The 23,833-nt window shown below is 60.9% G+C and carries 16 protein-coding genes; 13 read left to right on the top strand and 3 right to left on the bottom strand.

The features are described from left to right. Positions 1 to 299 precede the first annotated feature (299 nt). The 10 genes from NDJ82_RS02600 to NDJ82_RS02555 all read left to right on the top strand — a co-directional run bounded on the left by NDJ82_RS02600 (position 300) and on the right by NDJ82_RS02555 (position 9,123). Positions 300 to 821, top strand: coding sequence for a fimbrial protein (locus NDJ82_RS02600; protein WP_099586340.1), 522 nt, complete (start codon positions 300 to 302; stop codon positions 819 to 821). 51 nt (positions 822 to 872) lie between these two features. Next, positions 873 to 1,433, top strand: a complete 561-nt coding sequence (locus NDJ82_RS02595) for a fimbrial protein (protein ID WP_099586339.1) — start codon at positions 873 to 875, stop codon at positions 1,431 to 1,433. Between the two features lie 20 nt (positions 1,434 to 1,453). Further along, positions 1,454 to 4,057 (top strand): outer membrane usher protein, encoded by a 2,604-nt coding sequence (locus NDJ82_RS02590; protein WP_250924961.1) that lies wholly within the window; start codon positions 1,454 to 1,456, stop codon positions 4,055 to 4,057. Continuing rightward, entirely contained in the window at positions 4,054 to 4,812 is a 759-nt protein-coding gene (locus NDJ82_RS02585; RefSeq protein WP_191959193.1) for a fimbria/pilus periplasmic chaperone, read from the top strand. Before NDJ82_RS02590 ends, NDJ82_RS02585 begins: the two co-directional genes overlap by 4 nt. A 25-nt stretch (positions 4,813 to 4,837) precedes the next feature. Beyond that, the gene (locus tag NDJ82_RS02580) at positions 4,838 to 5,419 is read left to right on the top strand and encodes a fimbrial protein (RefSeq protein ID WP_250924894.1); all 582 of its coding nucleotides are present in this window, start codon (positions 4,838 to 4,840) and stop codon (positions 5,417 to 5,419) included. A gap of 10 nt (positions 5,420 to 5,429) precedes the next feature. Further along, on the top strand, positions 5,430 to 5,924 hold the full coding sequence (locus tag NDJ82_RS02575; RefSeq protein WP_158878645.1) for a fimbrial protein: 495 nt from the start codon (positions 5,430 to 5,432) through the stop codon (positions 5,922 to 5,924). Between the two features lie 13 nt (positions 5,925 to 5,937). Further along, entirely contained in the window at positions 5,938 to 6,417 is a 480-nt protein-coding gene (locus NDJ82_RS02570; protein WP_158878646.1) for a fimbrial protein, read from the top strand. A gap of 11 nt (positions 6,418 to 6,428) precedes the next feature. Continuing rightward, positions 6,429 to 6,977 (top strand): fimbrial protein, encoded by a 549-nt coding sequence (locus NDJ82_RS02565; protein ID WP_250924893.1) that lies wholly within the window; start codon positions 6,429 to 6,431, stop codon positions 6,975 to 6,977. Positions 6,978 to 7,104: 127 nt separating this feature from the next. Further along, positions 7,105 to 8,073, top strand: a complete 969-nt coding sequence (locus NDJ82_RS02560; protein ID WP_112196323.1) for a fimbrial protein — start codon at positions 7,105 to 7,107, stop codon at positions 8,071 to 8,073. A 93-nt stretch (positions 8,074 to 8,166) separates the two neighbouring features. Continuing rightward, a complete protein-coding gene (locus NDJ82_RS02555) occupies positions 8,167 to 9,123 on the top strand; it encodes a DMT family transporter (RefSeq protein WP_250924892.1) in 957 nt (318 codons plus the stop codon). Here NDJ82_RS02555 and NDJ82_RS02550 read toward each other — a convergent pair. Further along, a complete protein-coding gene (locus tag NDJ82_RS02550; RefSeq protein WP_099586331.1) occupies positions 9,120 to 10,508 on the bottom strand; it encodes a class II fumarate hydratase in 1,389 nt (462 codons plus the stop codon). The two genes, NDJ82_RS02555 and NDJ82_RS02550, sit on opposite strands and share 4 nt — an antisense overlap. Positions 10,509 to 10,688: 180 nt before the next feature. Between NDJ82_RS02550 and NDJ82_RS02545 the strand changes: the two genes are divergently transcribed. The 3 genes from NDJ82_RS02545 to NDJ82_RS02535 all read left to right on the top strand — a co-directional run bounded on the left by NDJ82_RS02545 (position 10,689) and on the right by NDJ82_RS02535 (position 14,352). Further along, positions 10,689 to 11,204, top strand: coding sequence for a DUF2059 domain-containing protein (locus NDJ82_RS02545; protein WP_099586330.1), 516 nt, complete (start codon positions 10,689 to 10,691; stop codon positions 11,202 to 11,204). A 6-nt stretch (positions 11,205 to 11,210) separates the two neighbouring features. Continuing rightward, positions 11,211 to 11,504, top strand: coding sequence for a BolA family protein (locus NDJ82_RS02540; protein WP_099586329.1), 294 nt, complete (start codon positions 11,211 to 11,213; stop codon positions 11,502 to 11,504). Positions 11,505 to 11,628: 124 nt separating this feature from the next. Beyond that, entirely contained in the window at positions 11,629 to 14,352 is a 2,724-nt protein-coding gene (locus tag NDJ82_RS02535) for an RHS repeat-associated core domain-containing protein (RefSeq protein WP_250924891.1), read from the top strand. Positions 14,353 to 14,513: 161 nt separating this feature from the next. Here NDJ82_RS02535 and NDJ82_RS02530 read toward each other — a convergent pair whose 3' ends face one another. Then, positions 14,514 to 19,004 carry a SpvB/TcaC N-terminal domain-containing protein gene (locus NDJ82_RS02530; RefSeq protein WP_250924890.1) on the bottom strand — a complete coding sequence of 1,497 codons (4,491 nt, stop codon included), beginning with the start codon at positions 19,002 to 19,004 and terminating at the stop codon, positions 14,514 to 14,516. Continuing rightward, the gene (locus tag NDJ82_RS02525) at positions 19,001 to 23,803 is read right to left on the bottom strand and encodes a Tc toxin subunit A-related protein (RefSeq protein WP_250924889.1); all 4,803 of its coding nucleotides are present in this window, start codon (positions 23,801 to 23,803) and stop codon (positions 19,001 to 19,003) included. Before NDJ82_RS02525 ends, NDJ82_RS02530 begins: the two co-directional genes overlap by 4 nt. Positions 23,804 to 23,833: the final 30 nt, after the last annotated feature.

Here is a 23,833-nt window from a genome sequence, read left to right as displayed (position 1 = left end):
GGCGTGTAGTTCATTTCCTTCAGCCATTTTAATTTTTGTTGGAAAACAGCCATGTTTTCCTGCGCGTCCTAGTGCCTTGCGACTACTACGTTATAGGACGTATACGACTTACATTTTTAAAGTGCAGGGTGGAGACTTTCCTGGCGTTGAGCGGAGCCTGAATAGCAATACAAAAAGTTGTAAAAGTACTTCAGGATCAACCGACTTAATGGCGCGGGCGACACCGCTCGTTTAAATCAGCCCTGCACTTATCGGCTGCCGGGCGCCTTTAATGACATTTGTTAAGTGGGAATCTGTGAATGAAAACCAAAATGAAAGTTGCGCTGTTGGCTGGCGGTCTGTTGGCGGGCTCGGTGTCCGTTGCTCAGGCGGCAGATGGTACGGTCACGTTTTTGGGGTCAGTCCACTCGGGCGCTTGTTCCATCAAGCCGGACTCTGTCGACCAGACCGTGCGCCTGGGTGCGATTGCAAAGCATCAGTTGCAAGCGGGTGGCAAGTCTGAGGCCCGGCGTGTATTGATCGAGCTTGAAGGCTGCGATCTATCCGACCTCACCGATAACACCGTGACCACCACATTCACCGGTGCACCCTCCAGCGTTGTGCCTGGCGCGATCGGTACGGTCGGTGGCGCAGGCGGCGTGGGCATCATGATGACCCACGGCGGCGACCTGGTTCAGTTGGGCGTTCCTACCGCCCCGCAGATCATTTCCACTGGCGACAACACGCTGGAGTTCGGTGCCTACGTGCAAGGCGCCGCGACGGCCCCCATCATTCCTGGCGATTTCAGCGCCATCACCAATTTCACCTTGGCTTATCAGTAAGTTTCCCCCCCCGTCACCCAGTGTGGCGGGGGACGCTGACGGGAGTTCCAGGTGAAAACATTCATACGTTTCGCTCTCGCTTCTTCCTTGACGACCCTTATCAACCCCTGCGTTTTCGCCCAGGTGTCTTCGCAGGGCGAAGGGGTCGTGCTGTTAGGGGGAGAGGTTGTTGACTCAGCCTGCGGGCTGGAACTGGGCAATGCCGATCAAACCATCGAGATGCCGCCGGAGCCGGTTGGCCGGCTGTTACGCAACGCGCGTGGGGAAGACCATCCCTTCCAGTTGCGTCTGGTCAATTGCTCATTGACTCGTCCGGACCCGTTGCGCCCAGGGCAAACCCTGCCTGATTGGGAGCATATGCGAGTGACATTTGACGGCCCTACCGACAGGTCCGGGCTCTCCTTTGCTGTCTTTGGCGCCTCGCAGGGCGTTGCCTTGCACATTGTGGACGCTGCTGGCGAAGAAAGTATTCCCGGGCAGCGCATGACGCCGACTCCGTTGAGAGAGGGCGATATGACACTCAACTACAGATTCTTCCTGGTCGGTAATGGATTGCCGCTGGTGGTGGGGGCCCACAGTGCCGCAGTGCGGTTCAAGTTGGAATATTTTTGAATATTGACGGGCAGGCTTTCATGTTGAATACAGCGAAGATTAAAAATACGCTGCGCCCTGGACTGTTTGGCGGGCTGATGTCACTGGCGGGAACTGCATTGGGTGGCGCGGATATCGAGTTCAATACCGACGTTCTCGACCTGATTGATCGCACCAATATTGACTTGTCTCAATTTGCGCGCAGCGGGTTTATTTTGCCCGGCACGTATTCGATGGTAGTGCACATCAACGGCCAGCCTATTGCGGAACAACCGGTGGCGTTCTATCCCCCCGATGAAGATCCCAAGGGCAGTCAGGCCTGTTTATCCCGCACACTTGTGGAACAGTTGGGCCTGAAAGTTTCCGATGCCAGCAAACTTATATGGTGGAAGGACGGGGAGTGCCTGGAAATTCAAAGTATGCCCGGCATGGAGGTCACTGGTGATCTGGCCAGTTCCACGCTGAGCATCAACCTGCCACAGGCGTATCTTGAGTACAACGCCACTAATTGGGATCCACCCTCCCGTTGGGATGAGGGGGTCGCGGGGGTGTTGATTGACTACAGCCTGACGGCGCAGTCCAACTACCAGAGGGGCGATGGCAGTCGCAGGAACCTCAGTGGCAACGGCACCGTCGGGGCCAATGCTGGCGCCTGGCGCTTGAGGGCGGATTGGCAGGGGCGTGTCGAGAGTGGTCGGCAAGAGGCGGCAGGGCCTCAAAAGCTGGAGTGGAGCCGCTACTACGCGTATCGCGCAATTCCTTCGCTGAAGGCGCGTCTGCTGGTGGGCGAGAACTACCTGTATTCGGATCTGTTTGACAGCTTTCGTTTTACCGGTGCCGCGCTCAACTCCGATGAGAGCCAGTTGCCGCCCAACCTGCGTGGTTACGCGCCGGAAGTGGTTGGGGTAGCCAAAACCAATGCAAAAGTCATCATCAGTCAGCAGGGGCGTGTGCTTTACGAAACCCTGGTCGCGGCAGGTCCGTTTCGTATTCAAGACTTGCAGGACGCGGTAACGGGCAAGTTGGACGTGCGTGTGGAGGAACAGGACGGCACGGTACACAGCTTCCAGATCGATACGGCAGGTGTCCCCTACCTGACGCGGCCCGGGCAAGTTCGCTACAAATTGGCGGCCGGGCGACCGTCCAATCTTCAGAACGGCTCTGATGGGGACTTTTTCGGTACCGGAGAGTTTTCCTGGGGGATCAGCAACGGCTGGTCGTTGTTTGGCGGCGCAGTGAGCGATAACAACTATCGGGCGTTATCCGTTGGGGCGGGGCGCGACTTGCTGGCGTTCGGGGCCGTCTCGCTGGACGTGACGCAGTCCCATGCGAGCGTGTGGGGCGAGACGCTCTCGGGCAAATCCTATCGCCTTCAATATTCCAAGAACTTTGAAGAGTACGACAGCCAGGTGACCTTCGCCGGTTACCGGTTTTCCGAGAAGAATTTCTTGACCATGAGTGAATACCTGGATGCCCGGTATTACGGGTTGAACGGCGAACTTGGCGGGCGCGGGGATTACCGGGATCCCGATGAGGGGTGGAGACCTATTGGCGGCAGCAAGGCGCTGTATACGGTGACGGTCAACAAGCAGCTGCGTGAGCTGAGTGCGACGGTCTACGCCAGCTACCACAAACAAACCTACTGGGACCGGCCGGACACTCAGCGTTGGAACCTCTCGCTGTCGCGGTACTTCAACGTGGGCTCGGTTAAAAACATGAGCCTGTCCATGAATCTGTTTCGCACCCAGGAATACAACTACCGCGACAACGGGATGGCAATCACGGTCAGCCTGCCATTGGGGCGTTCCGGCACATTGTCGCTGGATGCCAACAGGACCGCCGGCAAAAACGGCGGTGCAGCGCGCTACAGCGATCGCCTCGATGAGCGCAACAGTTATCAGCTCAGTGCAAGCGACACGTCCGTCAGTGGTTACCTGAACCACATGGGCGACCGGGCCGACATCGATCTAAGCGCCAGTACCCAAGAGGGCGACTCCAGAACCCTCGGTGTGTCTGCGCGGGGTGGCGGCACGCTCACGGCCTACGGCGCTGCATTGCACCGGACCACGAGTACGGGCGGCACTCGCCTGATGATCGATACCGGCGGTGTGCCCGATGTTCCAGTGCGCGGTTACGGCTCACCGACGCGCAGTAACGCGTTCGGCAAAGCGGTCATCGCCGATATCAGCAGCTATCAGCGTACGGCGGCCAGTGTTGATCTGGAGCGCTTGCCGAGCAATGTCGAAGCGACTCAATCCGTCACGCAACTCACGCTCACAGAGGGGGCGATTGGTTATCGCACGCTGGATGTGATTGCCGGGGAAAAGGCCATGGCCGTTCTGCGTCTTCCAAATGGCAGCTCACCGCCCTTCGGCGCGACAGTGAAGAACCTGAAACAACAGGACACCGGGATTGTGAATGACGGCGGCCATGTCTACCTGAGCGGTATTCGGGCCGGCGAGCAAATGGTCGTCAGTTGGGGCGGTGATGAGCGATGCGTCCTCACGCTCCCGGTCATTCTGCCCGCTGATGGCTTGACCGATGCCCTGCAACTGCACTGCCAGCGCGTAGCCGCTGCCCCATCCTCGCCCGAGCCGGCCGCGATGACCGGCCAGCCCAACGATACGGAGAACACAGCCTCATGATGCTTGACACACGCTTTACCTCCAGCGCCCTGTTGCTGCTGGCACTGGGCTTGAGCCAAAGCGCCAGCGCCGCAATCGGCCTGGATCGTACCCGAGTGATTTTCGATGGTGGCAAAGACGCTACCAGTGTGAACATCACCAACAACAATAAGCAGTTGCCGTATTTGGCCCAGGGCTGGATCGAGGACGAGTCGGGTAACAAAATCACCTCGCCCTTGATCGTGCTCCCACCGGTTCAACGATTGGAGCCCGGCAAACAAAGCCAGGTGAAAGTCCAGGCGTTGCCGGCGGCCAAGTCGTTACCGCAGGATCGAGAGACGGTCTATTACTTCAACTTGAGGGAAATCCCGCCACGCAGCGATAAGTCCAACACGCTGCAGATCGCGTTGCAGACCCGCGTCAAGCTGTTCTACCGACCGCAAGCGATCACGCCAAGCCAGCAGGACTTTTCCAACCCTTGGCAGCAACGATTGACCCTCACCCGAGAGGGCGATCAATACCGGGTCAATAACCCTACGCCTTACTACGTGACCCTGGTGGATGCGCGCAGCAGCAAGGATGGCAAGACCGTGCCGGGCTTCGCGCCCCTTATGGTCCCGCCCAAAGGTGCGATGACGCTGGGGCCGACGGCCACTGCATTGGGCGCCACGCCTCACCTGACCTACGTGAATGATTACGGCGGTCGTCCCCTGCTGGTCTTCACCTGCAGTGGCGGCACCTGCAACGTGAACGTGCAGGCTGTATCGCCTGAATAAGTCTTGCCTGCTGCTGGAGAACGTTATGACCTCGCAACGTGTGAAAGTCCTGGGCGGCCTGCTGTGGGTCCTGGCGGTGGGGGCGCATGCCGAGGATGAAGAGGATATCGAAGGCATGAGTGGGTTGCTCAATGTGCTCGGCTCCATGCATGAATCGCCGTGCAGTGTGGAGATGGCATCACTGCATCAGACGGTTGACCTGGACGCTGTGTCGACCAGCCAGTTGCAGCGGCCGGGTGACCAGGCGCCGGCCAAGGCATTCCAGCTGCGTTTTACCGATTGCCAGCGCACCGCAGGCCGGGTGCGCAGCGAACGTACGGGGAACCTGACATGGAGTGCCTACCAACCCGTGCTGTCGGTGGCGTTCAGCGCGCCTGCCGATGCGCAGGATTCACGGCTGGTCAAAGTCCAGGGCGTCACCGGGATGGGCCTGCTTTTGACCGATGCCCTGGGCCGTGATGTGCAGTTGGGTTCAAGGGGCGAGCCGCTGTTCTTGCCCGTTGGCCGAAACACCCAGACCTGGAATGTTCGGCCCACGCGCACCGCTGCGCCGTTGACCAGTGGGGTATTTCGGGCCGTGGTGGAATTCAGGCTCAATTATGAGTAAGGGCAGAGCAATGGCGAAATCAATTGGCCCGCTGGCCATTTTTGTCGGCAGCAGCATGCTGTGGGCTGTCAGCCAGGGTGTGCAGGCCGAGACCAGCCTGACCGTCCGTGCGGTCATCGTTGCGCCACCGCCGTGTGTCATCAACGGTGGCAGTACGTTGGATGTGCCATTTGGCAATGACCTGCTGACGTCACGGGTTGACGGGGTCAACTATCGGCGGGACGTGCCTTACACCGTTACCTGCGGCGCACCGTTCAGCAACGCGATGACGCTGGAACTCAAGGGGGCGGGAGCTGCGTTCGACAGCCGGGTGCTCCTGACCCGCAAGCCGGACCTGGGGGTAAAGCTGTTTGTGAATGGTGCCGACTGGCCGCTCAACACCGCGGTGAATTTTACGCACCCCAACTTTCCGGTGGTGCAGGCGGTGCCTGTCAAACGCGCGGGCAGCACACTGACGGGCGGGGCGTTCGATGCCGCCGCCACCCTTGTGGTCGAATACCAATGAAGAGGAACGATCAATGAGCGATTGGCAGCGGCGAGCGTTGCTCGCCTTGTGTTCTCTTGGCCTTTGCGGTGGTGCGTCAGCCAATTTGACGTTCAGTGGAACGCTCAACGAGCCTCCTCCCTGCACGATTGATGCGGGGAACACGATTGAAGTCGACTTTGGGGATGTCGGGGTACAGCGCGTCGACGGCGAGAAATACCGTAAGGGCGTTGGTTACACCATCAGTTGTGGTACCGACACACTGCCGTGGGTCTTGAAATTGAGCGTCAACGGCACCTCAACGACGTTTGATGGCGCCGCTGTGCAAACCAGCGTGCCTGAGTTGGGCATTCGGATTTTCCAGGACAACCTGCCGTTTGCGCTCAATAAGCCGCTGAACATCACCCTGTCATCACCGCCGACATTGGATGTGGTCCCGGTGAAACGGCCAGGTGCCATTTTGACGCCCGCCAGGTTTTCGGCGGTGGCCACGTTGTTGGCCGAATACCAGTAGGAGTTGAGTCCATGGGACATGAAATGACGCTGAAGTGCTGGTCCTGTGTCGGGCTGATATTTCTGCTCACCTTCGGCCTGATGCCTCAGGGGTGGGCGGCGGACAACCTGAGTTTCAAGGGCAACCTGGTTGAGCAGGCCTGCACCATTCGGCCCGGCGACGAGGCGATCACGCTGGAACTCTGGGATTTGACCAGCAAGCATCTGTACCTCAACACCCGTTCACGGGGAAAGGGGTTCAGGCTGCACCTGGACGACTGCAATACCACGGTCGGCAACACGGTCACCATCATGTTCGGCGGCAGGGAAAACACGGCGCTTCCCGGCTTGCTCGCGCTGGACGGTGGCAGTGGTGCCTCGGGTATCGGGGTGGGTATCGAGACGCTGAGCGACAAGCCGCTGCCCTTGAATGCCGTCAGCGACAAACAGGTGCTGAGCAATGGCAACAACGTGATCGAGCTCAAAGCCTATGTGCAGGGGGAGCCGGACGCCATCCGCGATCAAACCATAGGGCATGGCGCGTACACGGTGACCTCCACGTTTACGTTGGATTACCCATAGCTGCGAACCGCCATTTATAGGTTGAAAACAGCCTCAGATAAACCTCAACTCTCTGCCAGGCGGCTTAAAACCCGGACGTAAGTTTGCGTTGGGCTGTGCCTGGGGGGAGGGGCAACGAGAGATCAAAATGAAACGACTATATGGAGCCGTTGTGCTTCTCGTCTTGATTGGTGTTACTACGACCGTGAGAGCAGCCGATTGCCGGGTAAATGGTGGACAGTGGGTACACGTAGGGGCTGGTGGTACTCTGAACCTGCAGGTCCCTGTAACTGTCCGATTGGACTCGGATAGTAGCCGTGTCGTGCTGGAAGGAGCCAGGTTGGAATGCCGATTCACTCCCGGTCAACCGTTCCCTTCGTTTGTGGATTTCTGGAGAACCTCAGCGCTAGCCGGTGCTCCTTGGACGCCCGGCCCAAAATTCGCTAGCCAAGGCACTGGCTTACGAATAAACGGAGCGTACTTGAACACCCCTGTCCCGTATGAAATACACCTGGCCTCCATGCCCAACAACGGGGTGGGTGTCCCGATCAATGCAACACCTTATATTTTGATACGCAACAACCCGACTAACCCGATTGACGTGCGCATAGGGGACGTTCTTGGTGTGTTACGACTGCGCCAGACTAATAATTACGCCTCCACGAGTACGGTGCTTGTACTCACGTACACCGCTGCCAACAACTTCAGTATTTCTCCGTCAACCTGCACGATCAATAATAACAACCCTATCGAAATCAACTTCGGCAACGTACACCAGCGAGCAATCGGCACCGACCCGCTGACATCGACCATTGTCAGCAACCGCAGACTCACCTACTCATGCCCGGACGGTGGGATTAACACACCGATCACCATTACCTACAAAGGCATTTCAACGGGGTTTGACTCGCGCCTGCTGAGGATGACCAACCCCGATGTGGGCACTGCCCTTGTCCGTGCAGGCTCTGCGGTTCAAGTGAACGGTTCGTTCCTGACCCGCATCACCAACAGCGTGGGCGGCGACGACGTCACGTTTTCCCTGGTCCGGCGAAACGGCTCCCTGCCGACCCCAGGGGCGATCAGCGGCAGCGGTGTGCTGGTGATGGGGGTGCCATGACGCCTGCGCGAGGGCAGGTTTTGCGGCAGTACCCAAAGGGCACTGCATACCCCTAGAATGCGTGCTCCTACACCTCTGGCTTTTGGGGCACTCATGCACATCTCCTCCGGCCGCTGGGTCTACGGTTTTCTCCTGACCCTGCTGACCGCATTCCTCTGGGGCATTCTGCCGATCAAACTCAAGCAAGTGCTGCAAGTGATGGACCCGGTCACCGTCACCTGGTTTCGCCTCACCGTGGCCGGTGCGTGCCTGTTCGTTTACCTCGCCGCGACCAAGCGTTTACCCAGCCGCAAGGTGCTCGGCCCCAAGGGCGGCTGGCTGGTAGCGATGGCCGTGTGCGGGCTGGTGGGTAACTACGTGCTGTATCTGGTGGGCCTGAAGCTGCTCAGCCCCGGCACCGCCCAGTTGGTGGTGCAGATGGGCCCGATCTTCTTGATGATCGCCAGCGTGTTTGTGTTCAAGGAGCGTTTCAGCTGCGGGCAAGTGCTGGGGTTGTTCGTCTTGATCGCGGGGTTCGGCTTGTTCTTCAACCAGCGCCTGGAAGAATTGCTGACGTCCCTCGGCGCCTACACCGCCGGCGTGCTGACGGTCCTGCTCGCCACCTCGGTCTGGGTGTTCTATGCCCTGGGCCAGAAGCAATTGTTGACGGTGTGGAATTCGCTGCAAGTGATGATGGTGATCTACCTCACCTGCGCCTTGTTGCTCACGCCTTGGGCCCATCCGCTGGAGGCGCTGCAACTGAGTCCTCTGCAAGGCTGGCTGCTGCTGGCGTGCTGCATGAATACGCTGGTCGCCTACGGCGCGTTCGCCGAAGCCCTGGCCCACTGGGAAGCCTCGCGGGTCAGTGCGACGCTGGCGCTCACGCCGCTGGTGACCTTTGTGGCGGTGGCCCTGGCGGCCTGGCTGTGGCCGGATTACGTGCAGGCCGAAGACATCAACGCCCTGGGCTATGTCGGGGCGCTGGTGGTGGTGCTGGGTTCGGCGGCTGTTGCGCTGGCGCCGTCGCTGCTCGCCGGGCTCAAGGCCCGGCGGCTGCGTTTGGCGTCTTAATGCCCGGCTTCCAGCATGTTTTCCGGGCGTACCCACTGGTCGAACTCTTCGTCAGTGAGGTAGCCCAGTTCCAGCGCCGCTTCCCGTAGCGTCAGGCCTTCGGCGTAGGCTTTCTTGGCGATCTCTGCCGATTTGTCGTAGCCAATATGCGGGTTGAGCGCGGTCACCAGCATCAGCCCACGCTCCAGGTGTTCGGCCATTTGCGCGGCATCGGGCTCAAGGCCCGCGATGCAGTGTTCATGAAAGTTGTTGCAGCCATCGGCCAGCAGGCGGATCGACTCCAACAGGTTGTGAATGATCACCGGCTTGTACACGTTCAACTGCAAATGCCCCTGGCTCGCGGCGATGCCGATGGTCACGTCGTTGCCCAGCACCTGGCAGGCCAGCATCGACAGCGCTTCGCACTGGGTCGGGTTGACCTTGCCGGGCATGATCGAACTGCCCGGCTCATTGGCCGGCAGCTTCACTTCCGCCAGCCCGGCGCGCGGTCCGGAACCCAGCAGGCGCAGGTCGTTGGCGATTTTCATCAGCGCCACCGCCAGGGTTTTCAGCGCGCCGTGAAGGGTTACCAGCGGCTCATGGCCGGAGAGCGCGGCGAATTTGTTCGGCGCGGTGACGAACGGCAGCCCGGACAGTGCCGCCAACTCGGCGGCAATCGCCTCGCCGAAACCATGGGGCGAATTGAGCCCGGTGCCGACGGCCGTGCCGCCCTGGGCCAGCTCACACACCTGGGGCAAGGCACTGCGGATGGCGCGTTCGGCGTAGTCGAGCTGGGCGATAAACGCCGAGAGTTCCTGGCCGAACGTGATCGGCGTGGCGTCCATCATATGGGTGCGGCCGGTCTTCACCAGCTTCATATGCCGTGCGGCCTGCTCGGCCAGACCGCCGGAAAGCGTGGCGATCGCCGGTAACAAGCGTTGGTGGACAGCCTGCACCGCCGCAATGCTCATGGCCGTCGGGAAGCAATCGTTGGAACTCTGGGAGCGGTTCACATGATCGTTCGGGTGGACCGGGCTCTTGCCGCCGCGTTGGTTGCCTGCCAGTTCGTTGGCACGACCGGCGATCACTTCATTGGCGTTCATGTTGCTTTGAGTGCCGCTGCCGGTCTGCCACACCACCAGCGGGAACTGGTCGTCATGGGTGCCGGCGAGCACTTCGTCGGCGGCCTGTTCGATCAGGCGGGCGATGTCGGCGGGCAGGTCGCCATTGCGGTCGTTGACCCGTGCGGCGGCCTTCTTGATCAGGGCCAGGGCGTGCAATACCGCCAAGGGCATGCGCTGCTCACCGATGGCAAAGTTCACCAGCGAGCGTTGGGTCTGGGCGCCCCAGTAAGCATCATCCGGGACGCTCACGTCTCCCAGGCTGTCGGTTTCGATACGGCTCATCGGGCACTCTCCTTGAAGTCAGTTAGCGCAGTTTAGGCCGTGATCGGCCAGGTGGGTTCCCTAAAAGACTTTTCATCGGGCAATCCGCGCCCGACAAGGCTCGGGGTTGAGCCGCGAGGTTTTTTAGGCGCAGAATGGGCGCCCTTGGGGTCTTACCTCGCCAGCTAGAAAGGAAACTCGATGACTCGTCTTCGTGCCATCTGTACCGCGGTTGCTCTGGTTTGCGCCAGCGGCCAGGTTTTTGCCGATACCGCCAGCCACAACGCCAGTGCCGAAGCCTTCCTGACCCTGGCCCATGCCGACAAGCTGGGTACCCCGGTGTACATGCAAGTGCAGCAGATGTTCGCCCAGCGTTTCGAACAGACCAAGGCGCCAGCCGCCAAGCAGTCCGTTCTGGACAGCTACCAGGCCAAGGCCAACGCCGCCCTGGACCAAGCCATCGGCTGGCCGAAGCTCAAGCCGGACATGGTCAAGCTCTACACCACCAACTTCAGCGAATCCGAGCTCAAGGACCTGGTTGCGTTCTACCAGTCGCCACTGGGCAAGAAAGTCCTGGAAAAAATGCCGCAACTGACCCAGCAATCGGCCCAGATGACCCAGGCCAAACTGGAAAGCGCCGTACCGGTGGTCAACAAGCTGTTGGAAGACATGACCAACGAGCTGTCGCCCAAAGCTGCCCCGGCCAAGAAGAAGTAAGCAGGAATGACCATGCAACAGCGTATCGAAACGGCGCTCGCCGCCCTGGACCCGCAACACTTGAGCGTGCTGGATGAAAGCCACATGCACAGCCGTGGGTTGCAGACCCACTTCAAGGCCGTGCTGGTCAGCCAGCAGTTCGAGGGGCTCAACCGCGTCAAGCGCCACCAGAAGGTCTACGCCACCCTGGGTGACCTGATGAGCGAATTTCATGCGCTGGCGCTGCATACCTACACCCCTGAAGAGTGGGTGCAAATCGGCGCGGCGCCTGCTTCGCCGACCTGTGCTGGCGGGCATTAAACCCCCGCCCTGGCTTCAACCGGCAGCCGCCGGTTGAAGCGGGGGTGCCATAACCCGCTACCTCTTTTTCCTTTCCTTGATCCCTAGGCTCTGCTGACCATAGTGCAACTTGGGTCATGTGATCATGTCTGCTTCACTCCATCGAAACACCCCCACGATTGTGGCGTTCGACCCCCGCGGGTTAACGGTCCGCACCCTGGCCTATCATCGCGCCAACGCCCAGACTGAACCGCAGCCGCGTATCAGTCGCCAGGTGTATGGCGCCAGCGGTTTTGTGCAGCAACAGTGGGATCCGCGTCAGTATGCCGCGAGTGCCCAGGCGCCCCGGGCACGGGCTTGCGAAACCCTGGTCCACAGCCTCTCCGGGACGACGCTTTTGCGCGACAGTGCGGACGCCGGCCGCCGCCTGATGCTGCTGAGCGAGGCGGGGCAATTGCTGCGTACCTGGGACAACAGGGGCGCCTGTCAACGCTACGCCTACGACACGTTGCAACGCCCGGTCGCCGTATTCGAACAGGCGGCCGACGAGCCTCGCGAGCGGTGTGTCGAGCGCCTCACATACGCGGGGGCCACCCCCGAAGCCGCAGCGCTGAACAGCTGCGGTCGCCTGGTCCGGCATGCCGATCCTGCCGGTACCCTGCTGATCAATGCCTATGCGATTGACCAGAGCGAGCTGCAGCAAACCCGGCGCTTTCGGCTTGATGCCGCACCGGTCGACTGGCCTGCAACGGTCGAGGCGCAGGATCTGCTGTTGGAAAGGGCGGCATACACCACCACTCGTCGTTATGACGCTGTGGGTGGATTGCTGGAGCAGATCGATGCAAAGGGCAATCGCCAGCATCGGACCTATGGGCTGCATGGGCGTCTCAAGGCTCTCGCCATCACCCCTGAGGGTGGCGTGCGCAACCTGCTGCTGCACGAGCGCGCGTACAACGCCAACGGGCAACTGACCTTCGAACGGGCCGGCACCACGTTGATCAAGACCCTGCGTTATGCCCCGCAAAGTGCGCGGCTCTTGCAGATGAAGACCTATCGTCAGGGCGAAGCCGACAAGCCCTTGCAGGACCTGGCGTACACCTACGACCCGGTGGGCAATATCCTCAGCCTCAGCGACCGGGCACAGCCCACGCAATGGCACAGCAACACGCGCATCGAGGCGCGCAACCGTTACGAATACGACACGCTGTACCAACTCACCCTCGCCACGGGGTGGGAAAACGCCCGCAGCACGGCGGGTCAGGCGCCGCCGCCGCAGGTGTTGTTCGGGGCGACGGATGATGGGTTGTGGCGCCCTTACACCCAGCGTTACACCTACGACGAAGGTGGCAACCTGACGCTGGTGCGCCATGCCTCGGGCATTGGGTCCGGTTATACCCGACGCATGACCCTCGCCCCCGACAGCAATCGCGCCGTGCCCGGCGACTCGCCGCCTACCGCTGCGGCGTTTGATGGCAATGGCAACCAGCGCATGCTGGGCAGCGGCCAGCAGATGGTCTGGAATGTGCGCAACCAGTTGGCCTACGTGACCCAGGTCGTGCGCGCGGAGGGCGAGCCGGACGTCGAGGCCTACCTCTACGATGCCCAGGGCCAGCGCGTACTCAAGGTCAGGCGCAATCAGGTCGGCGACACCTCGCATACCCAACGCACCTATTATTTGCCGGGCCTGCAGATGCACTGGCGCAGGGGCCAGCGTCTCAACCTGCTGGACCTCGACGTGGAGGGCAGTCGAGTAACGGTGCTGCAATGGGAGCATGGCCGCCCCGATGGCCTGGACGCCGAGCAGGTTCAGTTTCACGTGCTCGACCATCTCAACAGCAGCCTGTTGGTGGTTGACGAGCAGGGGCGGTTGCTGAGCCAGGAAGGCTACTACCCTTATGGCGCGACGTCATGGAGCGCCAGCAGGACGGCGATCCAGGGCGACGACAGGCTTTACCGGTATGCGGGCAAGGAGCGCGACGCCACCGGGCTGTATTACTACGGCGCGCGGTATTACGCGCCCTGGCTGCAGCGCTGGATCAGCCCGGACCCGGCGGGGGATGGGGATGGCTTGAATCTGTACGCCATGGTGAGGGGCAACCCCTTGCGTTTCACCGATGCATGGGGTGGGCAGGCGACCTTTGGTGAGCAGTTCCAGCCCAGCCGTGGCGACATGATTTTTGGACTGAGTGCTGCGGTGACCCACTACAGGAGCTTCTGGTCGAAGCTGACTGCGCGGGGGGATATTCTGGCGGCGTATTTTTCCGGTCCCGATGTGGAGCGGTGGACAGGTGGATTAGCGAGCGCGTTGAGTGAGTTCGGGCGTTTTCGAGAAATGGGCACACCCGAACCCCAAGAGCGCGACACCGGACGTGAGCGCACTCTTGCCATTCAAGTTCCAGCGGTTGCGCGACAGTTCTATCAAAATATTCTGGCGCGTTATTCAGGTTGTTCATCAACCACCGCCAATCGGCAGTTCGTCAGGCGTTTTGTCGAAGAACTGGCTGAAAGCGATTATTCGTTTACCACGACTGTACGTCAGCACATGGGCCATGGGCTGAGGGCGATTCAAGAAAAGGTGATCAGCCGCAGCAGCAAGTCGGCACTGGCAACCCTGACGAGCCCGCAGAGCAGGGCGGTGGTGCATTTTGCGCTGGAGGGAGTGGATATGGAGGCAGTGATTCGCAAGACCCGGCGCTCGGTGACCGGTTCCGAACTGCGCTGGCTCTACCGGCATCGCCAGCAACTGGCAGGCAGGGTGATTTTCTATCGAGGCCAGCAGCGTGTCGATGCGCCCTGGGACACACGTGCGTCAGCCTGGAAAGCCTACCGTCCACGCAGCGCCGCTGTGCGAACGGCCGCTCGGCGCTGACTACACATTTCGAGTGAACCCCTTATGTAGCAGCTGCCGAGCCTTGGCGAGGCTGCGTGGCGTACGTATTGACACCCCGCGATCTGCGGGGCGCCAACGCAGCCTCGCTTGCGCTCGACAGCTGCTTGTATGAAGAAGTGCGGATACCTGTGCCATTCGGGTCAAGTGCCGCCGGCCGTTTCCTCCCAGGTGTCGTTTTCATCCTCGCTGACCACATACCATCCGCAATAGCGCATGCGCTTTATCGCGCCGTTGGCGGTGTCGGTGCGTATGGCACGCCCCAGGGCATCATGGAACTGCCGGTCGCTGTGGGCGATGTCACGTAAGGCGCGATCGTGGCTGTAAGAGGGCCGGCTGGCGAAGTAAGGGCGGTAGATGCGCGTCATCGCGTCCTGGTGGTTGTATTCGACGCGTTCGACGACGCACCAGCGTGGGTTGGCGTGCACCTGGTTGATGACCCCGTGTTCAGCGCTCACCTCTCCGGTGGGCAGGATCAGGCAAGCGTCGCCCGGCTCGGTTTGGTGCACGCGCTGCAAGGGGCGACCCCTGCCATCCCAATAGGTGAGGCTGAGGCGCACAGTGCGTTCGGGGTCGTCGGGATAGCGGTCGGCCAAAAGCGTCAGGCGATGGGCCGGCTCTCGGCGTGCCTGGGCAATCAAGGTGGCGAGCCGTTGGGTGTCGGCATGGGTTATTTGCGCCGGGTTGCTTGCGCGCAATCTGGCTTTGGCGCGGATCTGTCCACCGGGCAGCAGATAACCCTTAGTCACCCATTCGTCTCGTCTATCGGCCTCGGCGATCGTGCCCATCCAACTGAGTGCCGCGTAAAAATGCGCACTGGCCGCCTGCCCCAGGCAGCTTTGAGGGGTCTCAATGGCTTGTTCGACAGTGGTGTCCAGCAACCGCGTGCTCTGCGGCAAGGGTCCGAAGCCTTGGGTCTTGCCTGATTCGCGTCCCTCATAACGTGTAGCGATCAGTCGGCCGAAGCCGTCATACAGCGCCTGCTGCACGGTGCCATTGGCGTCGGTGAGGCTGACCGGCAGCAGCAGCCGGTAATCATGCTCGGCTCGGCTGACGCAACCGTCGGCCTGCTGTACCTGGGTGACCTGGCACCCGTATGGGTCGTAGGTCAGCGTGGTTTCACCCAGGGCTTGCGTCAGGCGCCAGCTGTGCAACTGGTAAAACCCCGTTGCGTCCAGATACCGAGACCTGTGTTGGCACATCGACCAGAGCTGCGGTGGCGCCTGTTGTTCGGCGTCGCCGATAGAGAAAAATACGCTCATCGGGCGATAGCCGCTCTGTTGCAACTGGGCTGTGAGTTTCCAGGGGGCCTGGCCGGGCATTTGCGGTATCGCCTGGTAAGCCTGCAGCGCCTCGGGTCCCAGTTCAGCGGTTTCCAGGCCGTCGCTCAGGGCCTGCAGCGTGGCAGTGCCGGCCTCCAGCGCATGACCGCCGGGCCCGGCTTCGCGGTAATACTGGACCGACAGCCCGCTCAGCACCCGTGGCGCCTGCGGCCCTAACGGCCCGGAGCGCCGGTCGATAAAGTGTTCATAGGACAGCGCCGAACCGCTCAGCCCACCTGGCTGGCCTTTGGGCAACACCCAGGCGTTGTCACGCTGGCGATAGGGCAGGCCCAGGCGCCATTGCGAGTCTTGTGTCAGATGAATCCACTGTGCCAGGGTTTCGTTCAGGTAATAGGCTTGTTGCGCCGGGTCATGGCTGTCGCGCCACCACTGTTGCCGATGGCCGTCATCCAGGGTGGCGGGCGGAGCGTCGTCGGCGGTCTTGTTGCGTGCCAGGTGCACGGTGACGCTGTGGACCAGGCTGCCAAACGCATCCCAGCGCAGGTTGATCTGCTGTTTGCACACGGGGTCATCGGGCACTTGGTCGTATTGGCAGTCGATGGATTCCACGGGCAATACCAGCATGCGCGCCCACGGTTGTGTGTTGGCAAGCTGGCGTACCAGATAGCGATGCTGTTGCACCGAATAGGGCACATTCTGCGCGGCGTCATCGGCGAAAATTTCCTCGCGCAGCAGCACGCCTTTGAGCGCGTAGGCCGCGTCGTCCAGGGTCTCTGGCGTGGGGGCGGGCAATTGCACGTCGTTGTGGTCGGTGGGGTGCGCTTGCCCCGGCGCCTGATAACTGCACAACAGGGTTTTACCCAGGCTGATCGCTTGTAAATCATGCTGGCTGTAGCCCGCAACCGGCATATCCAGCGCTTGGCCGGTATGGAACCAGCGCTTGGCCAGGCGTCGCGTTTGCGTCGCGCCGTCAGCGGCGTTCTCGGTGTCGGTCTGGAGGATCAGGCCGAAGCCCTGGAAGGCCCGCTCAACGGCGTTGTAATACGCCTGTCGGTAACTGAAACGCCGCTTCAGGGTGCTGTCGTTGATTTCGTCGTGCTGGGTTTGACGGCTGACCACAGGCATGGCCACCGGCGATTGGCTGATGGCCGGGTTGCCCTGGTCTCTGCACTGTTTTTTTTCGTCCAGCCATTCCTGGGCGCTGCTGCGGTAGAATACCCTTGACCGGTTGCCGAGGTGGTGGGTGGTGTACGCGAGCAGGTAGGGCCGGTCGGTGTAGAAGTCATAGCGCCAATGGCGAGGCTGTGGGTGCATGACGCTGATGATCAGGCTGGGGCAGCCCAGGCCGTTCAAGTCGGCCAGGCTGACCTGGCTGAGTGCGTCATACCGCACGCCTTCAGGCCATGACAACACGCGGGGCGTGATGTCGAAGCGGTTGCCGCCCTGGTTGCTGAAAATGCGCAGCTCATCGGGCGTCAGGTACAGCAGGTCGGCGCCGCCATAGCCATCCAGGTCCGCCAGCACTACGTGGGCGGCGTCGAACGTCTCGTGGTCGAAGGGCAGGTTTGCCAGCACAAAACCCTTGCCGAATCGACCACGCCCCAGGTTGGGCCAGCATTCGATCCGGTCGTGGCGGATGCGCACCAGATGCTGCTGACCACTGCCGAGGACATCGCTGAAACCGACCCATTCCCGGTTTGAGCGGGAGACGGTGGGTAGCGCGTCATCGGCTGGCGCGTGGGGCACGTCGATACCCGGGGCGAACCCGGCGTGTTGGCGGTTGGCATACAGGCGCACACTGCGCGGACCGACCAGGGCCAGGTCGTTATTGCCACGGCCCATCAGGTCGCCGAAGACCGCGTCGGGGTGAAAATACTCCTGGGGGAGTGCGTCGAAGCCGATGAACCCTGACCAATTGAGCTGGGCGCTCAGGCTGAAAAAACCTCTGAGGCCGGGGCGGCCGCTCACCCAGTCAAGGCGCCCGTCACCTGTGACATCGGTCAGTTGCTGGCGCATGGGATAGGCGCTGTCCGCTGTCGGGATTGCGGGGATTTTCCGGGCAGTGCCGTAGCTCACCTCATCTGCCGCGGCGGATTCGGCCCGTTGCGGTTCGCGGTAGTACCAGGCCTTGTCGGAGCGGTACAGGATGCCCGGCAACCCTTCACCGTACAGATCGACCAGGTGATAGCGCTGGCCGTCGTTCAGTCCGGGGAAGTCGTCAAGGCGTTGGAACCGCGTGGTATCAAGCTTGAGGTCGACTTTCTGGTACAGGCATTCGAGGGGGGGCAGGCTGCTGATCCTGCCGTGCCGGTCGATGGCATGTTCGTGGGTGGCGAGCAGGAGGTTCACACCATTGCGCAGCGTCTGGTATTCAAGCACCAAGCGCTTGACCAGCACCGGTGAGCCGCCCAGTTGGGCTTCGTCGGGAAAATGATGAAACAGCAGCACCTGCCGGCACAGGCGCAAGGTTCGGCATTCAAAACCGTCGGCGAAGCTGGAGAAGGGATCTTTGCGCAGCGTCCAGGGCGTGTCCGGTGCGTAGGACGGCACCTTGTCCAGTTCGGCGGTGCGTTGCCCGTAGTCGAACAGCAACTGGAAGTGCCAGCCCCTGGATGCAGCCTCGTCGGTTTCAAGCAGGTACAGACGCTCCTTGTCCCGAGCGGTGAAATTCCCGTAGCAGACCTTGTCCAGGTAGCGCTGGGCGCGGCAGTCGCGTGGCGCGCGCGACGTCTCGGTTTCTTGTATGTAGTGGTAGTAAATGTGCTCACCGTGGGCACTCAGGCTTTCCTGCAAGAGCCACTGTGCGACGTGTTCAGGCTGGTCCGGGTCGGCAATCCGCGCGGCGGCGGTTTTGCCATAGAGGTGCTGGCTGCCGTCGGCACTGTGAATCAACCAGAACCCCGTCGGGTCGCCCGCCGATTGCCAGCGCTCAATGCGATCAAACTCACGCTCGGCCCTGGGCCAATAGCGGGTCACGGCGTAACGGGTAGCGGCTTGCCCAGTCTCGTGGCGGCTGATCGGGTTGCCCTCGGCGTCCTGTTCGGGCAGCAGGGGCTGGCCATTGGGGCCTATAAACCGGTCGTGGACGGTGTAGGCCGGCACGCCCAGGGAGGTTTGCCGGCTCACCGTGTTCACGGGGACCGTCCAGCCCATTCCGAATGGGCTGTTACCCGCTGCGCTGTGGTACGCCAAGGTCATGGCGGGAGCGAAGCCGCGCGCCGCAGAAACGGGCAGGGGGATTTCAAGCGTTGCGCCACCGCTCAAGCCGATATCGCCCCAGCCCTTGCTCGTGGCCTGAATCGAGGCGCCGTCCTTGGGCAGCGCCGGGGCGTTGATGGGCGTGCTGTTCATAAGCGCTCACCCTTGCCTGTCGCCCTGGCGGTGTAGCGCACGTGAATCACGATGTCGTTGATCGACTCCAGCATGGCTTTCTGCCGGGCCGGTTCGGGAAACATCAGGGTCCAATTGGAAATGGCGCCGGTGTATTCGAACGGCAGGTAACGATCATTGCCTTCGAACATCAGCGTGAAGAGCCCGTTGTCATCCAGGCCGGTAGACAGGGCGATTTGCTGGTGCGCGCGAACATCCTTGCGCGAGACCCCGTTGGGCAGTTCGATTTCGTTACCGGTCTGGGTCAGGAGGGCCCTGATGTCCTGATAGGGGCCGAGTATCGCCGGCAATGACACGCTGATGCTCTTGATTCGCCGCAGCACGTGGCCGGGGTAGTCCTGGTCAAACAGCGCCTTGGTCAGCTTGAAGCCAAGCGTGCCTTTTTCAACCAAGTTGCCTTTATGCAGGCTCCACGGGTCCCGTGTGTCCACTGGCTGGGTGGCACCAAAGCTGTTGACTTCGCATTCGCTCAAGCGATCGCGCAGGGACAGGGTTTTGACGATCTCCAGGTCGCGAACGTGATGGCTCAGGTAGTCCCGGTTCATGTTGAGCAGGGACAACTTCAGCGCCTCGCCTGCCAGATACCCGCGATAACTGTTATTCCAGGCGCCGGGCCTGATGAACGTGTGCTCGAAGTCCGCCATTTCATATTGCCAACAGGCTTCGGCCGCCTGGCACAGGGACAGGCACAGGTCATAGGCCTGGTAGAAAAACTGGCCGAGTTGGACATTGAGCCAATCGTAGAGTCGCGCCTTGGCAAAACGCTTGGTCAGCAATTGATAGCTGGACCACGCTTGCGCCAGCGAAGTCTCGGCCAGGCGCAATTGCAGGCGCGTGGCTTTTTCCTGTTCGGCATAGGCTTGTTGCTGCACGTCGATCTGGGCAAGTTCGAGGTGCGCTTGATCCCGCGCGAGGGTCCACTCCTGCGCACGCCGGTTGAACTGCTCGGTACGGTCGAGGTCGGCGGCGCTGCTGCGCATGGCGCCGGCGGCGCCCTGGGCCACGGCTTGCGCCGCATGGAAGGGGCCTTCCCAGCGCGAACCACCCACCGACGTGCCGACGATATTCGGCGCCAGCATCGCGACGCCCGCGGCTGCGCCGGCGATTGCGGCAGCGGCCTCGAAGCCGGCGCTGCGCAGGTGCAGCAGGCCGGCCTGAGCCTCCGCGCCGCTGACCCCTTCGGCGAGTTGGCGCTCGTAGTAATGCGCCCTTTGCTCAATGACCCGCCGGCCGGCAGCGAGCGCCTGGCGGTTTTTTTCGTCCAGCAATACGGCCTGCTGCTGTTGGCTCACGATGATATTGGCCAAGTCCCAGGCCTGCTGTTGTTGCAGCTCAAGCAATTCAGCCTGCTCCTTGCGTTCGTTGAGGCTGAGCATCGTGTTGCCGAACTGGATAAGCGTCTCGGTGGCTTCTCTGGCGTGGCTCAGCATCACCTGGAAGCGATAGTGAGTGGACGGCGCAGGCGTCAATGACGCGAGGCTGTCCTGGTCCGGCGCGCCTTTGGCCTGGCTGACCAACAGCCGCTGGGGTGACAGTGGGGTGGCATACAGCGCCAGGCGCAGCGGCTTGCCGCTGATGTCCAGATTGTGCCGCAGGTTGTGCAGGCGGCTTTCCAGCTTGTCCCACCGCGCAACCAGCTCAGGGTTGAAGGGCAGGCACAGGTTGTCGGTGTCGGTCAGTAATGGCAACGAACACCCGTCAACGGCGAGGTTTTCGTCGATGTGCGGGCTTTGCCACTCAAGGCGTCTCAACGCGGTGGATTGGCTCTTTGCCAATGCATCCAGGGTGATGCTGGCCCAGGGCTCGACCTGTGTAATCCGCGGCCGAGCCTCCAGCAACTGATTGACGCGGGTGTACCAGAGCTTGGCCTGCGTCAGGCTGTCAGCGGTCAGTTGCCGGTATGCCGCATCGCCGCGATTGAGCAGGATATCGAGGTAAAACTGGTAGACCGCTTTACGCAAATGCACCGGCGCTGCCAGCGCCAATTGATGGGGATCAGCGCTCGCTTCACCCGTAGCCTGATCGTGGCGCGTCAGTTCGCGAAAGCCCCAGTACGCCGGGCGATCACTGGCGGCGTCGGCGCTTCGTCCCGGGTCGAAAATGTAGTTGAGCCACGCCAGGGCCTCGACGTATTGCTGTTCATGATTCAGTCGGTGGGCCACCAGCCAGGGCAGGTAAAGGAACAATTCCCAGAAGTACTTGCCGTTGGCGCCCTGGAAGTCAACGTCCTGGGGCGGGCCATTGGCTGTCAGCGGCGGTTCTTGCCACTGCTTTGGCGTCAACGAGAACAGACGCTCCAGGCTGATGTTGGCGGCTTCTGCCAGTTTGCCGGCAAAGCAGGTATTCAAGCGGATGGCGGCCAGCGGGTCCTTGATCAGCGTGCTGGCGGAGAAGTCAATGAATTCGGCAGTGCCCAGCGCGTCTGAAGACAGCCGGGTGATGGTGGGTGCGCGTTGCCGCACCGGTGCGGCGCCGGGAATGGCGGCCGCGACGTTGATTGTGACGGCCTTGAGTGCATAGCCGAGGATCTGCGGCCCGTCTTCGCTGGGCCTGAGGGTCAATACGCCGTGGATCAGCGTGATCAGCGATTCAGTGGAATCTGGCACTGGAATGTGTGCGGTGACCCGATGCCCTGCCGGCAACTCCGGGCTCGATCCAGCCAGGCTGTCGTGGGCCGTGTCCTGGAAATTGAGGATGCGGTTCGAGTTGGCGTCAATGGTGTCGGTGAGTGGGTAGTCATCAAAGTTGGCGCTCATGATGATGTGTTTGTAGGCCCGCAGCGGGGAGGTGGTCACGTCTACATTTGTTAGCTTCAGCGCGTTTTGCAGATGCAAGCCTGTCTGTGGTTCCGCATAAATGCCGTAGCGATTGAGGGACACATGCATAGGGGTATGCGCGTGGGTAAAGAGGTGCACAAAGGCCGATTTGTCAATGAACTTGCCCGCCAACGAAATCGATTCATTCGGCGCGGGTGTTGTATCGGCGGTGATCAAGAGTTTGTCTTTGTCGTGCACAAAGTTGGGGAACTCTTCATGGGTGAGCGAGTTTCTGAAGTACAGCGCATAAAAATCAGTTTTAAGTGTTTCTGCGGGGCCCGTAATGGCCGAGCCTTCGCCCAGTTCGAGCTGCATGGCTTTTGGGTCGTCAAGCGAAGATTGGGTCATCAAGGTGAGGGTGATACCTTCTTTTGTTAGCGTGACGCTGTAGTTTTGGCGAAAGTTGTCCTTGAGCGTTGAGGTGATAATCAGTTTGTTGGTGTTTGAGTCGAACGTTGGCGAGCCGGCAACTACCTCATCAATATGGCGTTGCTTGTTTTCAAAGTTCCAGTTGTCTTTCTCTGAAAAAGGCGCGTGCTGGTGTTTGATCGTGACATGCCGTTGGGTGTAAGGCGCAATCTTGAACTGCAAGTTACCTTTGTTGATATAACCAAAGTACGTGAAGTACTGCCGCGCCGTATCAGGCAGTAGCTCGCTGTAATACCCGTTGTGGTCGCTCGCTTCCCCGCGGAGCACGTTCTGTACTGTTTCGCGCTGGTTAAAATCGAAGGCTTCCAGCAGGCGACTGATCTCTTCGGACAGTTCTGACCCCGGCAGTACTTTGTAGCGCTCGGGACTGCCGCCGTCGGCGACTTTGGTAATGTTGAAATGCGGATCGAGGTGGACCGCCTGGAAAAATTTGCCGGTGAACGAGTCCTGCTGTTTTGGATCCTTGCGCATCGGCACATGCAGGCCCAGGAACAAGGTGGCCGGTGAGTCGGCATCGACAATGGCGACGGTCTGGGTGACGGCTTTCAGAAACGCGGCCGTGCAAGCATTGACCTCCTCGGTTGCGCAGTGCTGATTGATGCATGCCAGGGGCACGCTCCAACTGTCATCGTATTTTTTGTAGGAATAATTAAGACGAAACCTGACGTAGTGGCTGTTGAGCCATTCGTCCAGGTGATTGTCGTCGTCGTCCTTGTTGCCAGGCGTCTTGAAGTTGCGGGTCGGTTCGGGCTTGACGCATTCGGCCCAGATTAAATACAGACGGTTATTGAGGAAGACCGGGCGGATGCTCTGCTCGACCGTGTCATCAGAGAGCGTCAGGTTGATTTTCTTCCAGTCCGACCAGGCCTGTATCGAGGGCTTGAGGGGATTGCTGGGCGAGCGTTTGGACAGGTCGAGCGAGCGCCAGTAATAGGCTTTTTCGGAGGTGGACTTACCGACAAAGTAATAGCGGCTGGTGTGCAGCTCAGAGGCATTGCCATCGATGTACCCATTCAGGGTGCGGATGTTGGCCATTTCCTCGAACCGGCCCAGGTAGCTCTGCACGGCGGTGAGCACCGTGTCTGGTTGCAGCCGGTATTGGCTCAGGTCGTTTTCCAGTTGCTGGAAACTGTCGGTCTTGTTACGGCGCAGCGTGGGGTCCAGATAATTGGCCGGGTGGTAGCGCAATTGCTGGCTGGCGCTCCAGAGAGGGTAGGCGTGCAGTTGTTCACGCCACACCTGGTCCTGCTGCGCGGTCATGCCTTGTTTTTCGTAACCCGGCTCCAGGCCCAGCTGGATGCGGGTGATGTATTGCTGAAGGCTGGCAATCGCGCAGGCCACCGGGCTGGTGGGCACAGCCTGGCTAACTTGCACGTCGAGCAGCCAGTACTCGTAGAGGTCGTCCGGGTTATTGATCTTGCCCTTTTGGGCGGCAGGTATTGTGTGCGCCAGGTAGTACGCCAGCATGGCGTCGCGCAGGCTTTCATTGAGGCGTTGATTGAGCACGTGAGACATGATCAGTCCTTGAACAGGTCGTGTAAGAGG

The organism is Pseudomonas sp. SR18 (genome assembly GCF_023701505.1).
In the GTDB taxonomy this organism is placed as follows: domain Bacteria; phylum Pseudomonadota; class Gammaproteobacteria; order Pseudomonadales; family Pseudomonadaceae; genus Aquipseudomonas; species Aquipseudomonas cyclaminis.
The sequence above is the reverse complement of the archived record's forward strand: the minus strand, read 5'-3'. Positions and strand labels throughout refer to the sequence as shown.